Origin of the sequence: Pseudomonas bharatica (assembly GCF_048586865.1) — a bacterium.
Lineage (GTDB): Bacteria > Pseudomonadota > Gammaproteobacteria > Pseudomonadales > Pseudomonadaceae > Aquipseudomonas > Aquipseudomonas bharatica.
In genome coordinates this window covers 74,312-91,480 of sequence record NZ_JBMAWR010000017.1, presented here as the reverse complement: position 1 = coordinate 91,480, position 17,169 = coordinate 74,312, and the positions used below count along the sequence as shown (strand labels likewise).

General features: G+C 63.6%; 15 protein-coding genes. 6 read left to right on the top strand and 9 right to left on the bottom strand.

The window, feature by feature from the left end; translation table 11 throughout:
• Positions 1–196 precede the first annotated feature (196 nt).
• Both ACKLLE_RS18910 and ACKLLE_RS18905 read left to right on the top strand, forming a co-directional pair.
• On the top strand, positions 197–877 hold the full coding sequence (locus ACKLLE_RS18910; protein WP_420058744.1) for a Fe2+-dependent dioxygenase: 681 nt from the start codon (positions 197–199) through the stop codon (positions 875–877).
• 3 nt (positions 878–880) lie between these two features.
• Positions 881–1,630 carry a tetratricopeptide repeat protein gene (locus ACKLLE_RS18905; protein WP_420058743.1) on the top strand — a complete coding sequence of 250 codons (750 nt, stop codon included), beginning with the start codon at positions 881–883 and terminating at the stop codon, positions 1,628–1,630.
• A 135-nt stretch (positions 1,631–1,765) separates the two neighbouring features.
• Here ACKLLE_RS18905 and ACKLLE_RS18900 read toward each other — a convergent pair whose 3' ends face one another.
• Entirely contained in the window at positions 1,766–2,929 is a 1,164-nt protein-coding gene (locus ACKLLE_RS18900; protein WP_009398126.1) for a type III PLP-dependent enzyme, read from the bottom strand.
• Positions 2,930–3,583: 654 nt separating this feature from the next.
• Here ACKLLE_RS18900 and ACKLLE_RS18895 point away from each other — a divergent pair.
• The 3 genes from ACKLLE_RS18895 (at position 3,584) to ACKLLE_RS18885 (ending at position 7,579) form a co-directional block, all read left to right on the top strand.
• Complete coding sequence (locus ACKLLE_RS18895) at positions 3,584–4,072, top strand: RNA polymerase sigma factor (protein WP_064302785.1); 489 nt, start codon at positions 3,584–3,586, stop codon at positions 4,070–4,072.
• Positions 4,073–4,089: 17 nt separating this feature from the next.
• Positions 4,090–5,061, top strand: coding sequence for a FecR family protein (locus ACKLLE_RS18890; protein WP_420058742.1), 972 nt, complete (start codon positions 4,090–4,092; stop codon positions 5,059–5,061).
• An 82-nt stretch (positions 5,062–5,143) separates the two neighbouring features.
• Positions 5,144–7,579 carry a TonB-dependent siderophore receptor gene (locus ACKLLE_RS18885; RefSeq protein ID WP_064302766.1) on the top strand — a complete coding sequence of 812 codons (2,436 nt, stop codon included), beginning with the start codon at positions 5,144–5,146 and terminating at the stop codon, positions 7,577–7,579.
• Between the two features lie 100 nt (positions 7,580–7,679).
• Here ACKLLE_RS18885 and ACKLLE_RS18880 read toward each other — a convergent pair whose 3' ends face one another.
• Genes ACKLLE_RS18880 through ACKLLE_RS18865 form a run of 4 tightly spaced genes read right to left on the bottom strand, consistent with a single transcriptional unit; the run spans position 7,680 to position 11,116 of the window.
• Positions 7,680–8,834: an osmoprotectant ABC transporter ATP-binding protein OsmV gene (locus ACKLLE_RS18880; RefSeq protein WP_420058741.1), complete on the bottom strand. Its 1,155-nt coding sequence runs from the start codon at positions 8,832–8,834 to the stop codon at positions 7,680–7,682.
• On the bottom strand, positions 8,831–9,484 hold the full coding sequence (locus ACKLLE_RS18875; protein ID WP_009398134.1) for an ABC transporter permease: 654 nt from the start codon (positions 9,482–9,484) through the stop codon (positions 8,831–8,833). Before ACKLLE_RS18875 ends, ACKLLE_RS18880 begins: the two co-directional genes overlap by 4 nt.
• Entirely contained in the window at positions 9,481–10,389 is a 909-nt protein-coding gene (locus ACKLLE_RS18870) for a glycine betaine ABC transporter substrate-binding protein (RefSeq protein WP_420058740.1), read from the bottom strand. Before ACKLLE_RS18870 ends, ACKLLE_RS18875 begins: the two co-directional genes overlap by 4 nt.
• 13 nt (positions 10,390–10,402) lie before the next feature.
• A complete protein-coding gene (locus tag ACKLLE_RS18865) occupies positions 10,403–11,116 on the bottom strand; it encodes an ABC transporter permease (RefSeq protein ID WP_009398138.1) in 714 nt (237 codons plus the stop codon).
• Between the two features lie 433 nt (positions 11,117–11,549).
• On the opposite strand from ACKLLE_RS18865, the gene ACKLLE_RS18860 reads away from it, so the two are divergent.
• Positions 11,550–13,133, top strand: coding sequence for a peptide chain release factor 3 (locus ACKLLE_RS18860; protein WP_009398140.1), 1,584 nt, complete (start codon positions 11,550–11,552; stop codon positions 13,131–13,133).
• Between the two features lie 112 nt (positions 13,134–13,245).
• Here the strand turns inward: ACKLLE_RS18860 and ACKLLE_RS18855 are convergent, their stop codons facing one another.
• The 4 genes from ACKLLE_RS18855 to ACKLLE_RS18840 form a co-directional block, all read right to left on the bottom strand.
• Positions 13,246–14,325 (bottom strand): polyamine ABC transporter substrate-binding protein, encoded by a 1,080-nt coding sequence (locus tag ACKLLE_RS18855; protein ID WP_420058739.1) that lies wholly within the window; start codon positions 14,323–14,325, stop codon positions 13,246–13,248.
• A gap of 56 nt (positions 14,326–14,381) precedes the next feature.
• Positions 14,382–14,723, bottom strand: a complete 342-nt coding sequence (locus ACKLLE_RS18850) for a cupin domain-containing protein (protein WP_064302769.1) — start codon at positions 14,721–14,723, stop codon at positions 14,382–14,384.
• Between the two features lie 40 nt (positions 14,724–14,763).
• Entirely contained in the window at positions 14,764–16,170 is a 1,407-nt protein-coding gene (locus ACKLLE_RS18845; RefSeq protein ID WP_420058738.1) for an NAD(P)/FAD-dependent oxidoreductase, read from the bottom strand.
• A gap of 62 nt (positions 16,171–16,232) precedes the next feature.
• Positions 16,233–17,036: a helix-turn-helix domain-containing protein gene (locus tag ACKLLE_RS18840; RefSeq protein ID WP_064302771.1), complete on the bottom strand. Its 804-nt coding sequence runs from the start codon at positions 17,034–17,036 to the stop codon at positions 16,233–16,235.
• Between the last annotated feature and the right edge of the window lie 133 nt (positions 17,037–17,169).

The window sequence follows — 17,169 nt, the reverse complement described above, 5'->3', positions numbered from 1 at the left end:
TCCCAAGGTTTCGAGGGGGGCGAATATAAGAGCAAGTGATTGGCAGTCACAATTGAGAAAGTGTTGCATTTACATTCTTTACATCTTTTTCACGAAATTTTGCCAAGGATCAACGGCCGTCCCTCGGCTGGGGCTTGTGATGGCTGGATAAGAATCAATACCATTGGCATCTTTTCCGCCCAGGTGCCAGATCGCCATGCTTTTACACATTCCCGGCCTGTTCAATCGCGAGGAAGTGCTGCGCATCCGCGAGGCACTGGAGCAGACCGACTGGGCCGACGGCCGGATCACTGCGGGTTACCAGTCGGCCAAGGCCAAGCACAATCTGCAACTGCCCGAGGGCCATCCGCTGGCCAAGGAAATCGGGGCGGCAATGATCGAGCGGTTATGGAGCAACCCGCGCTTCATGTCGGCGGCGCTGCCGCACAAGGTGTTTCCGCCCTTGATCAACTGCTACCGCGAAGGCGGCAACTTCGGTTTCCACATCGACAATGCCGTGCGCCAGCCCAAGGGCAGTGTGGAGCGGGTGCGTACCGACCTGTCCTCGACCCTGTTCTTCAGCGACCCGGAGGACTACGACGGCGGCGAGCTGGAAATCCAGGACACCTATGGCCTGCAGCGGGTCAAGCTGACGGCGGGGGATATGGTGCTGTATCCGGGCACCAGCCTGCATCGGGTCAATCCGGTGACCCGTGGCGCACGGTACGCGGCGTTCTTCTGGACCCAGAGCCTGGTGCGCGAGGACAGCCAGCGCGCCTTGCTGTTCGAAATGGACAGCGCGATCCAGCAGCTCACGGCCGATGTGCCGGACCATCCCTCGCTGCTGCAATTGACCGGCACCTATCACAACCTGCTGCGGCGCTGGGTCGAGGTCTGACACATGGCTTTGCAGTTACGGCGTGAGGAAGTGGTGGGCCCGGATGAGCTGGCACGGATGCTCGAACACAGCCCGGCGAAGGCGGCCCAGGCCCTGTTGATGGCGGCGGGCGAGGGCGTGGTCGAGGCCCAGGCGTTGCTTGGGCAGGTGCTGCTGGACGGGCGCGGGATCGAGAAGGATCCGGCGTTGGCGCGGACCTGGTTCGGTATCGCGGCGCAGCAGGGCAGCGCAATGGCCCACAACATGCTCGGGCGCTGCCTGGAGCATGGCTGGGGTGGCGAGGTGGACTTGCCCAAGGCCGCGCGGCATTACCGGCATGCTGCCAATGGCGGGCTGGACTGGGGGATCTACAACCTGGGAAACCTGCTGGCTACCGGACGCGGTGTGGACCTTGACCACGGGCTGGCGCTGGCCTGCTACCGGCGCGCGGCGCAGATGGGACATGCCAAATCGATGAACCTGCTGGGGCGCTATCTGGAGGAAGGGCTGCATTGCCAGGCGAACCTGCCGGCGGCACGGGAGTGGTATCGACGTTCGGCAGAGGCCGGGGATTTTCGTGGGCAGTTCAGCCATGCGGGGGTGCTGGCGGCGCAGGGTGAACTGGAAGAAGCGCTGAAGTGGTTGCAGCTGGCGCTCGAAGGCGGCAATGCCAATTTCCTGCGAGTGGCCGGGCCGGCGCTGGAGCAGGCGGCGGAGCCGGAGATCCGGGCGATGGCGGGGGCCTACAAGGAGCGCCTGGCTGAGCTGGTGTAGTGGCCTTTCGGGCCTCATCGCGGGTGAACCCGCTCCCACAAGATCACTGTGGCCCTGTGGGAGCGGGTTCACCCGCGATGAGGCCCGAAAGGACACACAAAAAAAAGGGGCTGATCACTCAGCCCCTTTTTTCATTTACAGGTAGTAGGCCTTCAGCGGCGGGAAGCCGTTGAATTCCACAGCGCTGTAGCTGGTGGTGTAGGCACCGGTCGACAGCCAGTACAGGCGGTCACCGATCGCCAGGTTCAGCGGCAGGCCGTACTTGTAGTGCTCGTACATGATGTCGGCGCTGTCGCAGGTCGGGCCGGCGATGACCACTTCTTCGCTCTCGCCTTTCTTCTCGGTCCAGATCGGGAACTTGATGGACTCGTCCATGGTTTCGATCAGGCCGGAGAACTTGCCCACGTCGGTGTAGATCCAGCGCTCGACCGCAGTGCGGGACTTGCGCGCCACCAGCACCACTTCGCTGACCAGGATGCCGGCGTTGGCGATCAGCGAACGGCCAGGTTCGAGGATGATTTCCGGCAGGTCGTCGCCGAAGTCTTCCTTGAGGAAGCGGATGATTTCTTCAGCGTAGGTTTCCAGGCTGTTGGTACGGGTGATGTAGTTGGCCGGGAAGCCGCCACCCATGTTGATCAGCTTGAGCTCGATGCCGTCTTCTTCCTTCAGGCGCTCGAAGATCACCTTGACCTTGGCGATCGCGGCGTCCCATACCGAGATGTCGCGCTGCTGCGAGCCGACGTGGAAGGAGATGCCGTAAGGCACCAGGCCCAGGTCGCGGGCGAGGATCAGCAGGTCCATGGCCATGTCGGTCTGGCAGCCGAACTTGCGCGACAGCGGCCAGTCGGCGGTGGTGGAGCCTTCGGTGAGGATGCGTACGTAGACTTTCGAACCCGGGGCGGCCTTGGCGATGTTGCGCAGGTCGGCTTCGGAATCGGTCGCGTACAGGCGCACGCCCTTCTCGTAGAAGTAGCGGATGTCCTTGGATTTCTTGATGGTGTTGCCGTAGCTGATGCGGTCGGCGGTGACACCGCGGCCCAGCACCTTGTCCAGCTCGTAGATCGAAGCGATGTCGAAGCTCGAGCCTTTGTCTTTCAGCAGGTCGATGATCTCGACCGCCGGGTTGGCCTTGACCGCGTAGTAGACCTTGGCGAATTCGAAGCCGGCGCGCAGGTCGTCGTAGGCCTGGCTGATCATCTGGGTGTCGATGAGTACGAACGGGGTTTCTTGCTTGTCGGCGAAGGCCTTCATCTTCTGGAAGGTTTCGCGCGCAAAGTAGTCTTCGACCTGGATCGACATACCTGGGAACTCCATGGGCAAACTGAATGAATAAGTGGCTGCAACTGAACGCCCTCCGTATCCCCACTTTGGTTCGCCTACTTCCCAAGGCATGTCGCCGAAAGCAAAAAGGTCAACCGCGCGCGATACATTGCTGCTGCGGGTGACCTTGCTGTCTCGTCGTCAGTACTTGAGCCGGATGGATCGTTTCCAGCATGGACGTTCGGCGCGAACTTTAGGACCTGAGGGGTTCAAGATCAACTAAAAATGTCGCCTTTTCGCACGCCTCGGCGACCTGTTGTCGGCGTGTTCCTTTCATAACCGACCCAGGTGACAGCCATATGTTCCGCCAGATCGCCGATGCGTAAAGAATTGTGGAATAGCTGGCGAAATGCTCACTTTTCCCGAACTTCGACACTCAGCCTTTCAATTGGCGCGTTTCCCTTCAAGTTACTGTTCACTTATTAAATATGACCGTTTGTCGAGTGTGTTCGAGCGGGTGTTTGAATGCCCTGGGTGTTCATATTTATGGCCACCTGAAGCGTGCGTAGTTGCAGCGAAAAAATTTTGCCCGGTGCACCTCCGATCGGCCGGACGAAGGTCGGATTTGCCGGCGTTAACGAGAAACATTACTATTCGCACACTTTTCCACTGCCTGACGACGACCTTCCCACCGTGTCTCGACCCAAAGGCTTCCTCGACCACTATCACGAGCTGATCGGCACCTGGACGCGCAAGCTGCGCAGTCGCCAGCAGGCCGAGGACCTCGCGCACGATGCCTTTGTCCGCGTCCTGGAAAGCGAGCCCGGCGCGGTGCAGCAACCACGCGCCTACCTGCACCAGACTGCGCGCAATATCGCCGTGGACGGTTATCGCCGCGAAGACCGTCGCCAGTCCCTCGAACAGCAGGCCCTGGACCTGACCCCGCCGGTGGACGACGATCCGGAGGCCTACATGAATGCCCTGCAACTGGCCGACAGCGTCGAGCGGGCGCTGGCCGAGTTGCCGCTGAACTGCCGCAAGGTGTTCGTCTGGCAGAAGCTCGAAGGCCTGACCCAGGCGGAGATCGCCGAGCGCATGGGCCTGAGCAGGAACATGGTGGAAAAGTATATGATCCGCACGCTTCGCCATCTGCGCGAGCACCTGGATGTGGCGAACAGATGAGTCAGGCGAAGGTATTCATGAATCAGGACGCTAGTTCCGGCCCCCAGGAGGCCGCGCGCGCGCAGGCGGCCGAATGGTTCGCCCGGGTTCAGGACGGGCCGTTGCCGCCCGGCCAGCAGGCGGTGTTCGAGGCCTGGCTGGCGCAGGATCCGCTGCATCGTGACGAATACCGGATGCTGGCCGAGCTGTGGCGGGCCAGCGACCTGCTGCCCCGCGCGCGCCTCGAGGCCTTGTGCGTCGAGGATCCGGTCGCCGTCCTGCCGCGTCGGCGCTTCATCCGCCAGGCACTGGCCGCCGGCATCATGGCTGCTGCGGTCGGCCTCGGCTGGTTCACCTGGCAGGACGGCACGCTCGACCATTACCAGCAACTGCAGACCGGCCTCGGTGAACGCCGCCAGGTCGTGTTGCCGGACGGCTCGCGCCTGGAGATCAATGGCCGGACCCGCCTGGAAGTGCGTTTCAGTGCCGGACAGCGCGATATCCGCCTTGCCCAGGGCGAGGTGATGTTCAGCGTCGCCCATGACAGCGGGCGGCCCTTCGTGGTGGACGCGGGCAACGGCACGGTCACCGTGACCGGCACCCGCTTCGATGTGCGCCGCGATCCCGGGCAGACCCGGGTGGTGGTGGAGCAGGGCTCGGTCAGGGTCCAGGGCCATGGCGAGTCCCGGGCGCTGCTCAGCGCCGGTCTCGGTTCCCATATAGATGAAGACGGCAACGTTGCCGCCGCCTACAAGGTGGATCCCGCCGCGCTGACCGCCTGGCGCTCGGGCAAGCTGGTGTTCAACGACGCTTCCCTGGCCCAGGTGGCCGAAGAGGTCTCGCGCTATCGCCAGCAGCCGCTGAAAGTGGCGCCGAAAGTGGCGAAGCTGCGCCTCAGCAGCACCTTCCGTGTCGACGACACGGACGCTCTGCTGCGGGCCTTGCCGAGCATCCTGCCGGTGTCCGTGGTGGCCCATGCCGACGGCTCCCAGGAAATAATTGCAAAATAGATTCAGGTATTTTTTCAGTTGTTCGTCTTCCTGCCTGACTTGTAATTGCCAAGCATTTTCATTCTCAGGAAGTCCCGAAGACGTGAACAACAACAAGCATGCCCCGCGTTCCGCCGGCCGCTCGCGCTGGCTGCCCCTGGCGCTGGCCCTGGCGGTCAGCGCCGGTATCGGCAACAGCTACGCCGACTCGACGCCGACCCCCATCCAGATCCAGGCCCAGTCGTTGGCCAGCGCGCTGAACCAGCTTGGTCAGCAGACCTCACTGCAACTGTTCTTCACCCCCGAGCTGGTGGCCGGCAAGCAGGCTCCGGCGGTGTCCGGCAACCTGACGCCGGAGCAGGCGCTGCAAGCCTTGCTGCAGGGCAGCGGGCTGACCTACGAGATGTCCCAGGGCAGCGTGGTCCTGCGTTCGGCGCAGGCTTCCGGCGAGGTCGTGGAACTGGCGGCGACCGATATCAGCATGGTCGGCGACTGGCTCGGCGACGCGCAGGAGGCGGTGGTGCAGAACCATCCCGGCGCGCGCACCGTGGTGCGCCGCGAGGCGATGATCGAGCAGGGTGCGATGAACGTGCGCGATGTGCTCAAGGGCATTCCCGGGGTACAGGTGCAGGACTCCAACGGTACCGGTGGCAGCGACCTGTCGCTCAATGTCGGGGTACGCGGCCTGACCTCGCGCCTGTCGCCGCGCTCCACGGTGCTGATCGACGGCATACCGGCGGCCTTTGCACCCTACGGCCAGCCACAGCTGTCGATGGCACCGATTTCCTCCGGCAACCTCGACAGCATCGACGTGGTGCGCGGTGCCGGCTCCGTGCGCTACGGGCCGCAGAACGTCGGCGGGGTCATCAACTTCGTCACCCGGGCGATCCCGGAAAAGGCCACCGGCGAAATCGGCACCACCCTGGAGACGTCCCGCTACGGCGGCTGGAAGCATATCGATACGGCCTTCCTCGGCGGCACCGCCGACAACGGCATCGGCGCGGCGCTGCTGTATTCCGGGGTCAATGGCAACGGCTACCGCCGCAGCAATAACGGCAACGATATCGACGACGTGCTGTTCAAGACCCACTGGGCGCCGACCGACCAGGATGAACTGTGGCTGAACTTCCACTACTACGACGGCAAGGCCGACATGCCCGGTGGCCTGACCCAGGCCCAGTATGATGCCGACCCGTACCAGTCCGATCGTGACCACGACAACTTCAGCGGCCGGCGCAAGGACGTGTCGCTCAAGTACCTGCGGCAGATCGACGACGTCACCCAGTTCGAGGTGCAGACCTACTACACCGACAGCTTCCGCGGCAGCACCATCGCCGCCCGCGACCAGAAGACCCTGTCGTCCTTCCCGCGCAGCTATCACACCTTCGCCATCGAGCCACGGTTGTCGCGGCTGTTCTTCACCGGCGAGGCGACCCAGGAAGTCAGCGTCGGCTACCGCTACCTCAAGGAAGCCATGCACGAGCAGGCCAGCCGCCTGGCGCTGATCGACAACGTGCCGACCGTCACTCCGACCTCCGACGGCCATGTCTACCAGGACCGTACCGGTGGAACCGAAGCCAGCGCGTACTACATCGATGACAAGATCGACATCGGCAACTGGACCATCACGCCAGGCCTGCGCTTCGAGCACATCAACACCGACTGGCACGAGCGCGCGGTGCTGGGCACCAATGGGGTGCGGGTCCAGGCCAAGAGCCGCAGCATCAGCAGCGACGAGCCGCTGCCGGCGTTGAGCGTTATGTACCACCTTTCCGATGCCTGGAAGCTGTTCGCCAACTACGAAACCTCCTTCGGCAGCCTGCAGTACTTCCAGCTGGGGCAGGGCGGCGTCGGCAACTCGACCGCCAACGGCCTGGAACCGGAAAAGGCCAAGACCTACGAGATCGGCACGCGCTACAACGATGAACATTGGGGCGGTGAGCTGACCGCGTTCTACATCGACTTCGACGACGAACTGCAGTACATCAGCAACGACGTGGGCTGGACCAACCTCGGTGCGACCAAGCACCAGGGCATCGAGGCTTCGCTGCGCTATGACCTGTCCGGGCTGGATGCACGGCTGGAAGGCTTGAGTGCGAACGCCGGGTTCACCTACACCCGTGCAACCTATGAAGGCGAGATCCCGGGCTTCAAGGGCCGTGACCTGCCGTTCTATTCGCGCCAGGTGGTCAATGCCGGGCTGCGTTACCAGGTAAACCGCTGGACCTGGAACCTGGACGCCTTCGCCCAATCGAAACAGCGCGCGCCGGGGACCGGTATGAATGCCAACGGCAGCTTCAACGGCAACTACATCACCGAGCCGAGTGCCGACGGGCAATACGGGGACATCCCGGGGTACGTGACCTGGGCGGCCCGTGGAGGCTACGACTTCGGCCAGCAGCTGTCGAACCTGAAGCTGGCGGCGGGGGTGAAGAACATCTTCGACAAGCAGTACTACACCCGCTCCAGCGACAACAACTCGGGAATCTACGTGGGCGAGCCGCGGACCTTCTATGTGCAGGCCAGTGTAGGGTTCTGACCTTTAAGGCCAATCGCCGGCAACGCCGGCTCCCACGAGGTTCTGCGGTGTTCACAATACCCTGTGGGAGCCGGCGTTGCCGGCGATTGGCCCTCAAGCCTTACACAGCAGTCTCAGCCGGGGAAACGATGCTGGTCTTGCCCCCACGCGAGCGCCCCGAACTCAGGTAGGCCGCAATCGATTCCTGGGTCACCTCGCCCAGGAATACCTGCTCCGCATCCAGCACCGGCAGCCACGCCCGGTTGAATTCGTACATGCGCGACAACAGGATGCGCAGGTGCTCGTCGTGCGCCGCCGTGGCGTTGAACTGGCGCAGGAAGTCGGCACACACGCCTTGCTGGCGGTGCAGGTCCCGACGCCGCACATAGCCCAGCGCACGATTCTCGCCATCGGTCACCACCACGTACTTGCGGTCATGCTCGTCCATCAGCTCCAGTGCATCCGCCACCGGCATGTCCGGGCTGGCCGACGGCGCGTTGTCCGCCGCATCTTCGGCTCGCACCAGCAGCAGGCGCTTGAGGGTGCTGTCCTGGCCGACGAAGTTGCTGACGAACTCGTCCGCCGGATGCGCCAGCAAGGTGTCCGGATGGTCGATCTGGACCAGCTTGCCGGCGCGGAAGATGGCGATCTTGTCACCCAGCTTGATGGCCTCGTCGATGTCGTGGCTGACCATGATCACGGTCTTGTTCAGCGCCCGCTGCATCTCGAAGAATTCGTTCTGGATCATCTCGCGGTTGATCGGGTCGACCGCGCCGAACGGCTCGTCCATCAGCAGCAGCGGCGCTTCGGCGGCCAGCGCGCGGATCACCCCGATGCGCTGCTGCTGGCCGCCGGACAGTTCCCGCGGGTAACGCTGCAGGTACTGCTTGGGCTCCAGGCGGATCATGCTCATCAGCTCGCGGGCGCGCTCGTGGCATTTCTGCTTGTCCCAGCCGAGCAGGCGCGGGACCACGGTGATGTTTTCCTCGATGGTCATGTTGGGGAACAGGCCGATCTGCTGGATCACATAGCCGATGCGCCGGCGCAGGGTCACTTCGTCGAGGCCGGTGGTGTCCTCGCCATTGATCAGGACCTTGCCCGAGGTGGGCTCGATCAGGCGGTTGATCATTTTCAGGGTGGTGCTCTTGCCGCAACCGGACGGGCCGAGGAAGACGCAGATCTCGCCTTCGTTGACGGTCAGGCTGACCGCGTCGACCGCCTTGACCTCCTTGCCGTTGCTTTGGAAGGTTTTCGAGAGGTTCTGGAGTTCGATCATTTGAGCAGTCCTTCTGGAGTCAGCTTGCGTTGCAGGGCTTGCAGGAGCAGGTCGGCGGCGATGGCCAGGAGGCTCACCAGCACGGCGCCGACCAGCAGCATCGACATGTCGCTGCGGCTGATGGAGGTCAGGATAAGTACGCCAAGGCCGCCGGCGCCGATGGTGGCGGCGATGGTCATGACGCCGATGTTCATCACCACGGCGGTGCGCACCCCGGCGAGGATCACCGGTACGGCGATCGGCAGTTCGACCATGCGCAGGCGCTGGCCGAAGGTCATGCCGATGCCGCGGGCGGCTTCGCGGATGCCCGGCTCGACATTGGTCAGGGCCAGGTAGGTGTTGCGCATGATCGGCAACAGCGAATAGAGAAACACCGCGGTGATCGCCGGCAGCGGGCCCAGGCCCTGGCCGAACTTCGAGTAGAACGGCAGCAGCAGGCCGAACAGGGCGATCGACGGCACCGTCAGCAGCACCGTGGCGCTGGCCTGGAGCGGGCCGGCGAGGGCGGGGAAGCGGGTCATCAGGATGCCCAGCGGCACGCCGACGAGGATCGCCAGGGTTACGGCGATGCCGACCAGGGTGATGTGCTGGCCGGTCAGTTGCAGCACTTGCCCCCAGTCGAGATGGGCGAAGGTATCCAGCAGGCTCATTGCGCATCTCCTTGCAGTGGGTGGTTGCGCAGGAAGTCGTCGGCCACCTTGCCCGGGCTTTCATGCTCGACGTCTACCCTGGCGTTGAGCTGGCGCATGGTCTCGTCGTCCAGGCGCTCGGCCAGTGGCTTGAGCAAGGTCGCCAGTTGCGGGTTGGCGTCGAGTACCGCTTTGCGCACGACCGGCGCGGCCGTGTAGTCCGGGAAGTAGTGACGGTCGTCTTCCAGCAGCTTCAGGTCGAAGGCGCTGAGCCGGCCATCGGTGGTGTACACCAGGCCGGTGAACACCTGGCCATTGCGCAATGCGGTGTAGACCAGCCCGGCGTCCATCTGGCGGATGTCCTTGCGGGTGAACTGCAGGTCGTAGGTTTCGGTCAGGCCGGCGAGGCCGTCCGGGCGATTGGCGAACTCGGTGTCGAGGGCGAGGATGTGGGTCTTGCCGGCCTCGTCGCGCAGCACCTGGTTGAGCTGGCTGATGGTCTGCACCTGCGGGTACTCCTCGGCCACCTCACGGGGCAGCGCCAGGGCGTAGGTGTTGCTGAAGCGCGACGGCGCCAGCCAGACCAGGCCTTTCTTCGCGTCCAGTTCCTTTACCCGGGCGTAGGTGGCGGCGGCGTCCGGCAGGCGTTCGTCGACATGGTTGTAGGACACCAGCGAGACCCCGGTGTATTCCCAGACCATATCCAACTGCCCGCTTTCCTGGGCGCTGCGCGCCAGGGTGCTGCCCAGGCCGCCGGTGATGCGCACGTCGAAGCCGTGCTGGCGCAGGTAGCGGGCGGTGATTTCGGCGAGCACGGTCTGCTCGGTGAAGACCCGCGCGCCGATGCGGATCAGGGGTTTTTCGGCAGCCTGGGCAAATCCTGCGAACAGCAGGGCCGCGCCCAGGAGCAAGGCGATTCGTTTCATGATGATCCCTCGGTCAGTGAGTCAGGCCGCGTTCCAGCCAGCGGCGGCTGCCCTGGGCGACCAGCGCATCCAGTAGCAAGGCCAGCAGGGCGGTACAGGCCGCGCCCAGCAGCAGTTGCGGCTGGTTGTTCAGGGCGATGCCGGGGAAGATCAGGCTGCCCAGGCTGTTGGCGCCGATCAGGAACGACAGCGGCGCAGTGCCGACGTTGATCGCCAGGGCAACGCGCACCCCGCCGACGATGATCGGCACGGCGTTCGGCAGCTCGACCTTGAACAGCGACTGGCGCGGCGTCATGCCGATGCCGGTGGCGGCTTCCTTGAGCGAGGCGGGGACGTTTTTCAGGCCTTCGTAGGTGTTGCGCACGATGGGCAGCAACGAGGCGAGGAACAGCGCGAGGATCGCGGGGCCGGCGCCGATGCCGAGGATGCTCAGGGCGATGGCGAGTACGGCGAGAGGAGGAACGGTGTTGCCAATATTGAAAACCTGCATGAAGCGTTCGGCGCGGTCGACCCGGTGCGGTCGACTCAGGGCAATGCCGGCGGGGATGCCCACGACCAGCGCCGCCCCCATCGACAGCAGCACCAGCATCAGGTGCGCCTGCAGGTAGAACCACAGATCGGCGCGGTAATGCGCGATCGTATCGATGCCGATCCAGTGGATCAGCAGGGCCAGGATGACGAGCGCGGCGGCACATCCCATCAGCCCCTTGCCATAGCGTGCAGCCATAGGCGGACTCCTTTTTCTATCGTCGGCGCACGGATTCCATGGGGGTCGCCGTTCCAGGCGACGGGCGATCCGTGTGCGAAAAGCGGCGGCCAGAATGCGCGCCATGAGCGAAGCCCCGTCAGGCTCGTGTTGCCGGTGAAACCACCCCCGACCAACGGTCATTGCAGGGGAATGGACGCCTCCATCGCTTTAAAGGTTCCCATCTGATGCGGCATTTGGCCAGCGCTAATCCCCCGGGTGTTTGAAATTTCGCACGAGGAATGAGCGTGATTCTGACGGGGAGGCGTTGAATTGACTGCTGTTGGGCCGATGATGAATGCGTCCGGCATGCCGCGCTCCTGCACCAACAGCACATTTGGCCAGCCTTTGGCCGTTGGCCCGACTTCAGGTATGATATCGCCCCTTTTTTCAATCCCCAGTCAGGCGATTTCCCATGACCCAACAGGCCGCCGAAGTCGCGAAGCGCCGCACTTTCGCAATCATTTCCCACCCCGACGCCGGTAAGACCACCATCACCGAGAAGCTCCTGCTGATGGGCAAGGCCATTGCCGTGGCCGGTACGGTGAAGTCGCGCAAGTCCGATCGCCATGCCACCTCCGACTGGATGGAAATGGAGAAGCAGCGCGGTATTTCCATCACCACCTCGGTGATGCAGTTCCCCTATCGCGAGCACATGATCAACCTGCTCGACACCCCGGGCCACGAAGACTTCTCCGAAGACACCTACCGCACCCTGACCGCCGTGGACTCGGCGCTGATGGTGCTCGACGGCGGTAAAGGCGTCGAGCCGCGGACCATCGCCCTGATGGACGTGTGCCGCCTGCGCGATACGCCGATCGTCAGCTTCATCAACAAACTCGACCGCGATATCCGCGACCCGATCGAACTGCTCGACGAGATCGAGGCGGTCCTGAAGATCAAGGCGGCACCCATCACCTGGCCGATCGGCTGCTACAAGGACTTCAAGGGTGTCTACCACCTGGCCGAGGACTACATCGTGGTCTACACCCCGGGCCATGGCCATGAGCGCACCGAAGCGAAGATCATCGAGAAGCTGGATTCCGACGAGGCCCGCGCGCACCTGGGCGACCAGTACGACGGCTTCGTCGAGCAACTGGAGCTGGTCCAGGGCGCCTGCCATGAGTTCGACCAGGACGAGTTCCTCAACGGCCAGCTGACCCCGGTGTTCTTCGGTACCGCGCTGGGCAACTTCGGCGTCGACCATGTGCTCGATGCGGTGGTCGACTGGGCTCCGCGCCCGCTGGCCCGGGTTGCCCACGAGCGCACCGTGGAGCCGGTGGAAGAGAAGTTCAGCGGCTTCGTGTTCAAGATCCAGGCGAACATGGACCCGAAACACCGCGACCGCATCGCCTTCATGCGCATCTGCTCGGGCAAGTACGAGAAAGGCATGAAGATGCGCCACGTGCGTACCGGCAAGGACCTGCGCATCGGTGATGCACTGACCTTCTTCTCCTCCGAGCGCGAGCAACTGGAAGAAGCCTGGGCCGGCGACATCATCGGCTTGCACAACCACGGCACCATCCAGATCGGCGACACCTTCAGCGAAGGCGAAAGCCTGGGCTTCACCGGTATCCCGCACTTCGCCCCGGAACTGTTCCGCCGCGTGCGCCTGAAGGACCCGCTGAAATCCAAGCAGTTGCGCCAGGGCCTGCAACAGCTGGCGGAAGAGGGCGCGACCCAGGTGTTCTTCCCCGAGCGCAGCAACGACATCATCCTCGGCGCCGTCGGTGTGCTGCAGTTCGATGTGGTCGCCAGCCGCCTGAAGGAGGAATACAAGGTCGAATGCGCCTACGAGCCGATCACCGTCTGGTCGGCACGCTGGATCACCTGCGATGACAAGAAGAAGCTGGAAGACTTCAAGAACAAGGCGATGGAAAACCTCGCGGTGGACGGCGGCGGTCACCTGACCTACCTGGCGCCGACCCGGGTCAACCTGTCGCTGATGGAAGAGCGCTGGCCGGATGTGAAATTCCGCGCTACTCGCGAGCATCACTGATAGTCGAAGGCTGAACGCGGATAATGTGGGAGCGGGTTCACCCGCGATTACGATGGTGAATTCACCGCCGCAATCGCGGGTGAACCCGCTCCCACATTGTCCGCGCCCAGCCTTAGTTACCGGCTTTTATGCTGGTCCAGATCCGCGTCCTGATCCGGTCGATCTTCGCCGGCATCGCTTCCAGCGCATACAGCTTGTCCATCACCTCTTCCCCCGGATAGATCATCGGGTTGGCCTTCAGTGCCGGATCCACCAGCCCGTCCGCCTTCAGATTGCCGTTGGCGTATTGCACATGGTTGCTGATGTTGGCCATTACCTCCGGCTGCAGCAGGTAGTTCATGTAGGCATACCCGGCTTTTTCGTCAGGCGCGTCCGCCGGCATCGCGACCATGTCGAACCACATCGGCGCCCCTTCCTTCGGAATCGAATAGCCCACCTTCACGCCATTCTTCGCTTCCTCGGCACGGTTCTTCGCCTGCAGCACATCGCCGGAGAAGCCCACCACCACGCAAACATCGCCATTGGCCAGGTCACCGGTGTACTTCGAGGAGTGGAAGTAGCTGATATACGGGCGCACCTTCATCAGCAGGTCCTTGGCCTTGTCGTAGTCCTTGGGATCCTGGCTGTGGTGCGGCAGGCCGAGGTAGTGCAGGGCGATCGGCAACAGCTCGGGGCCGTTGTCGAGCACCGCGACACCGCAGCTTTTCAGCTTGCCGATGTATTCGGGCTTGAAGATCAGGTCCCAGGAATCCACGGGCGCATTGTCGCCGAGTACCGCCTTGACCTTGTCGATGTTGTAGCCAATGCCGGTACTGCCCCACAGGTAAGGGAAACCGTGCTGGTTGCCCGGGTCGTTCACCTCCAGGGCCTTGAGCAGCACCGGATTGAGGTTCTTCCAGTTCGGCAACTGGCTACGGTCGAGCTTTTTCAGGGCGCCGCCCTGGATCTGCCGGGCCATGAAATGGTTGGAGGGAAACACCACGTCATAACCGGAGTTGCCGGTCATCAGCTTGCCATCGAGGGTTTCGTTGCTGTCGAAAACGTCGTAGGTCGGCACGATGCCGCTGGCCTGCTGGAAGTTCTTCAGCGTGTCCGGGGCGATGTAGCTGGACCAGTTGTAGATCTTCACCGAGTCGGCCGCGCTGGCCATGGAGGCCGCCAGCATCAGGGGTGCAAAAAGGAGAGTGCGCATGTCCGGGTTACCTTTCTCTAGCTGTTGTTATCGAAGGCAGCAGGCGATCAGCGGGATCAGAAAATCAACACGTAGGTCTTGCGCACCGTTTCCTGGATATCCCAGATTCCGGTGCTGTTGGCCGGTAGCATCAGTGCATCTCCGGCTTCTATGACAAGGGGCTCGCCGCCGTCGGGGGTGAAGGTGCAGCGGCCCTTGGTGAAATGGCAGAACTCCTGTTGCACGATCTGCCGCCGCCAGCGCCCCGGCGTGCATTCCCAGATGCCGGTTTCCACCCCGTCGCTGCGTTCGACGCAGGTGACCGAGGTCACCGCGACGGGCTCGCCAAGGGGTACGGCGACCGGGCTGGAGGTTTCCAGGGCGACGCTGTCGGTGTGTTTGAACTGGGTGATGCTCATGACCGCGGGTTCCTCTGTCGGGTGATTCAGTTGATCAGGTTCAGTTCATGAATCCCTGCATGAAGTCCGCGAGCGCTCCGGCCATGCGCCGGCGCCATGGCGGGCTGGCCGGGCTGGCGAGGGTGCGGTCCTCGAAGACGAAGCTCTGGATGATGGCGTTGTAGCCAAGCCAGCGGCACGGCTCCGGCGGCCAGCTTGCGAGGCTGGACAGTGCGCGGTTGTCGTGGACCCAGGGCTGAGCGGTGAGGGCGTTGTGCTGGCCGAGAATCAGCGCGGCCAGGGTGCGCCCGCCGAGGTTGGTAGCCCCGACCCCTTCGCCGCCGTAGCCACCGGCCAGGGCGATGCCGCGCTGGCGATCGCAAAGCATGTGCGGGCGGAAGCGCCGCGCCATGCCCAGGTTGCCGCCCCAGGAATGGCTGATGCGCACGTTCTTCAATTGCGGGAACAGTTCGCTGAACAGGTAGCGGCGCAGTTCGATTTCATCGTGGCTCAGGCTGAAGTCTTCGCGCAGACGCCCGCCGAAGCGATAGCCACCGCGGGCGCCGAATACCAGGCGGTTGTCCCGGGTGCGCTGGCCGTAGGTGACCTGGCGGCTGTTCTCGCTGAACGCCTGGCCTTCCTTGAGGCCGATCTCGTCCCATTGCGAGTCGCTCAATGGCTCGGTGGCCACCAGCAGGCTCTGTACCGGCAATTGGTGCTTGCCCAGCGGTGGCAGGCTGACGGCGTAGCCTTCCACGGCAGGCACTACCCAGTGACTGCGGATGCGGGCTTGCGGAGTGCGCACCTGGCCGGGGTTCCAGTCGATGGCCGGGGTACTTTCGTAGATCGGTACGCCGAGCCGTTCCACCGCCCGGGCCAGGCCGCGGGCGAGTTTCGCCGGCTGGATGGTCGCGGTGTGCGGGCTGTAGATCGCGCCGTAGGCATTGCTGACGCGCAACTGGCCGTCCAGTTCTTCGGGGCGCAGCCAGCGGTAGTCGTCGGCGGTCATGCCTTGGCGGTAGAGGTCGTCGAGCCAACTGCGCAGGCTTCGCTCCTGCTCCGGGTAGCGCGCTGCGCAGTACAGCACGCCACCCTTGCGGTAGTCGCAGTCGATGCCTTCGCGGTCGAGTATGCGGCGGGCCTCGTCGGGGATGTCGTGGAGCAGGTCGATACTGTCCCGGCGTTGTTGCGGGGACAACGTGGCAAGCAGGCGGTCTTCGCCGAGCAGGTTGCCCATCAGCCAGCCGCCATTGCGCCCCGAAGCGCCGAAGCCGGCGAACTTCGCCTCGATGATGGCGATATTCAGGTGCGGCGCCTGCTGCTTGAGGTAGTACGCGGTCCACAACCCGGTGTAGCCGGCACCGATGATGCACACATCGACATCCAGGTCCTGGCTCAACGCCGGGCGCAGCTCGATCGATTCGTCGAGCTGGTCCATCCACAGGCTGATCGTGCGCCAGGCTTGCATTGGTGCTGCTCCACATCGGAAAGGTCTGGAGCCGATCCTAGTGGCGGGCGGGTCGGGCTGTCCTACGTGCGTGCACGCAGGGAAATTTGCTTCACGTAGGCCTTGGGAGACAGGCCGGTATGCTCGCGGAAACACTTGTAGAAGGCCGAGAGCGAGTTGAAACCAGCGTTGAAGGCCAGCTCATCGACGGTGGCACTGGCGGTGGTGCTGTCCAGGCGACCGAGCAGATGGTGCAGGCGGGCCTGGTTGACGTAGCGGTAGAAGCTCTGGCCAAGGACCTGGTTGAGCAGGTAGGAAATCTGGTTGCGGCTGTAGCCGCTTTCCTTCGCCACCCGTTGCAGGTCCAGTTCCGGGTCGAGGTAGGGCCGCTGGCGCTGGAAATAGTGCTCCAGGTCCTGGGCCATGGTACGTAGCTGGCGAGGCGACAGGCCAAGGCGGCTGGTCGCCGGGCGCGGGCCCGAGGGCCTTGTGCCCTTGACGTTCTGCTGGACCAGCGTGGCGTATTCGTTGACCCGCCAGATCAGGCCATCCTTGACCGTGATCGCCTCGCTGGCGTGGAAGGCCACCAGGCCTTCGCCACCTCGAACCGTGACCTGGTACTGGATGAAGGCGGTACAGCCATCGACGCGGATACGGTCGCCGTGGACGATGTCCTCGCCGTCCTGGTGGGGCAGGCACACCCGCACATAATCGCGCAGCTCGTTGTAGGCGAGCACGCGGTTCTGGAAAAAATCGTGGTACTCGACGTCCGGATGATACAGCGCCATCACCCCGTCGAGGTCGCGGCGCATCCAGCAGTGGTGGTAGCGCAGGACGGTGTCGGCGGTGATCGGGGTCTGGCTGGGGCCGTCGGGGAGGGAGGTCATTTTTGGATAGTGCTTGAGGGCCTCATCGCTGGCAAGCCAGCTCACACAGGGATCTATGTGCACCGCTGAACCTGTGGGAGCTGGCTTGTCGGACCGCCGCACCGCAGCGATGAGGCCGGTGAATATTGCAGAA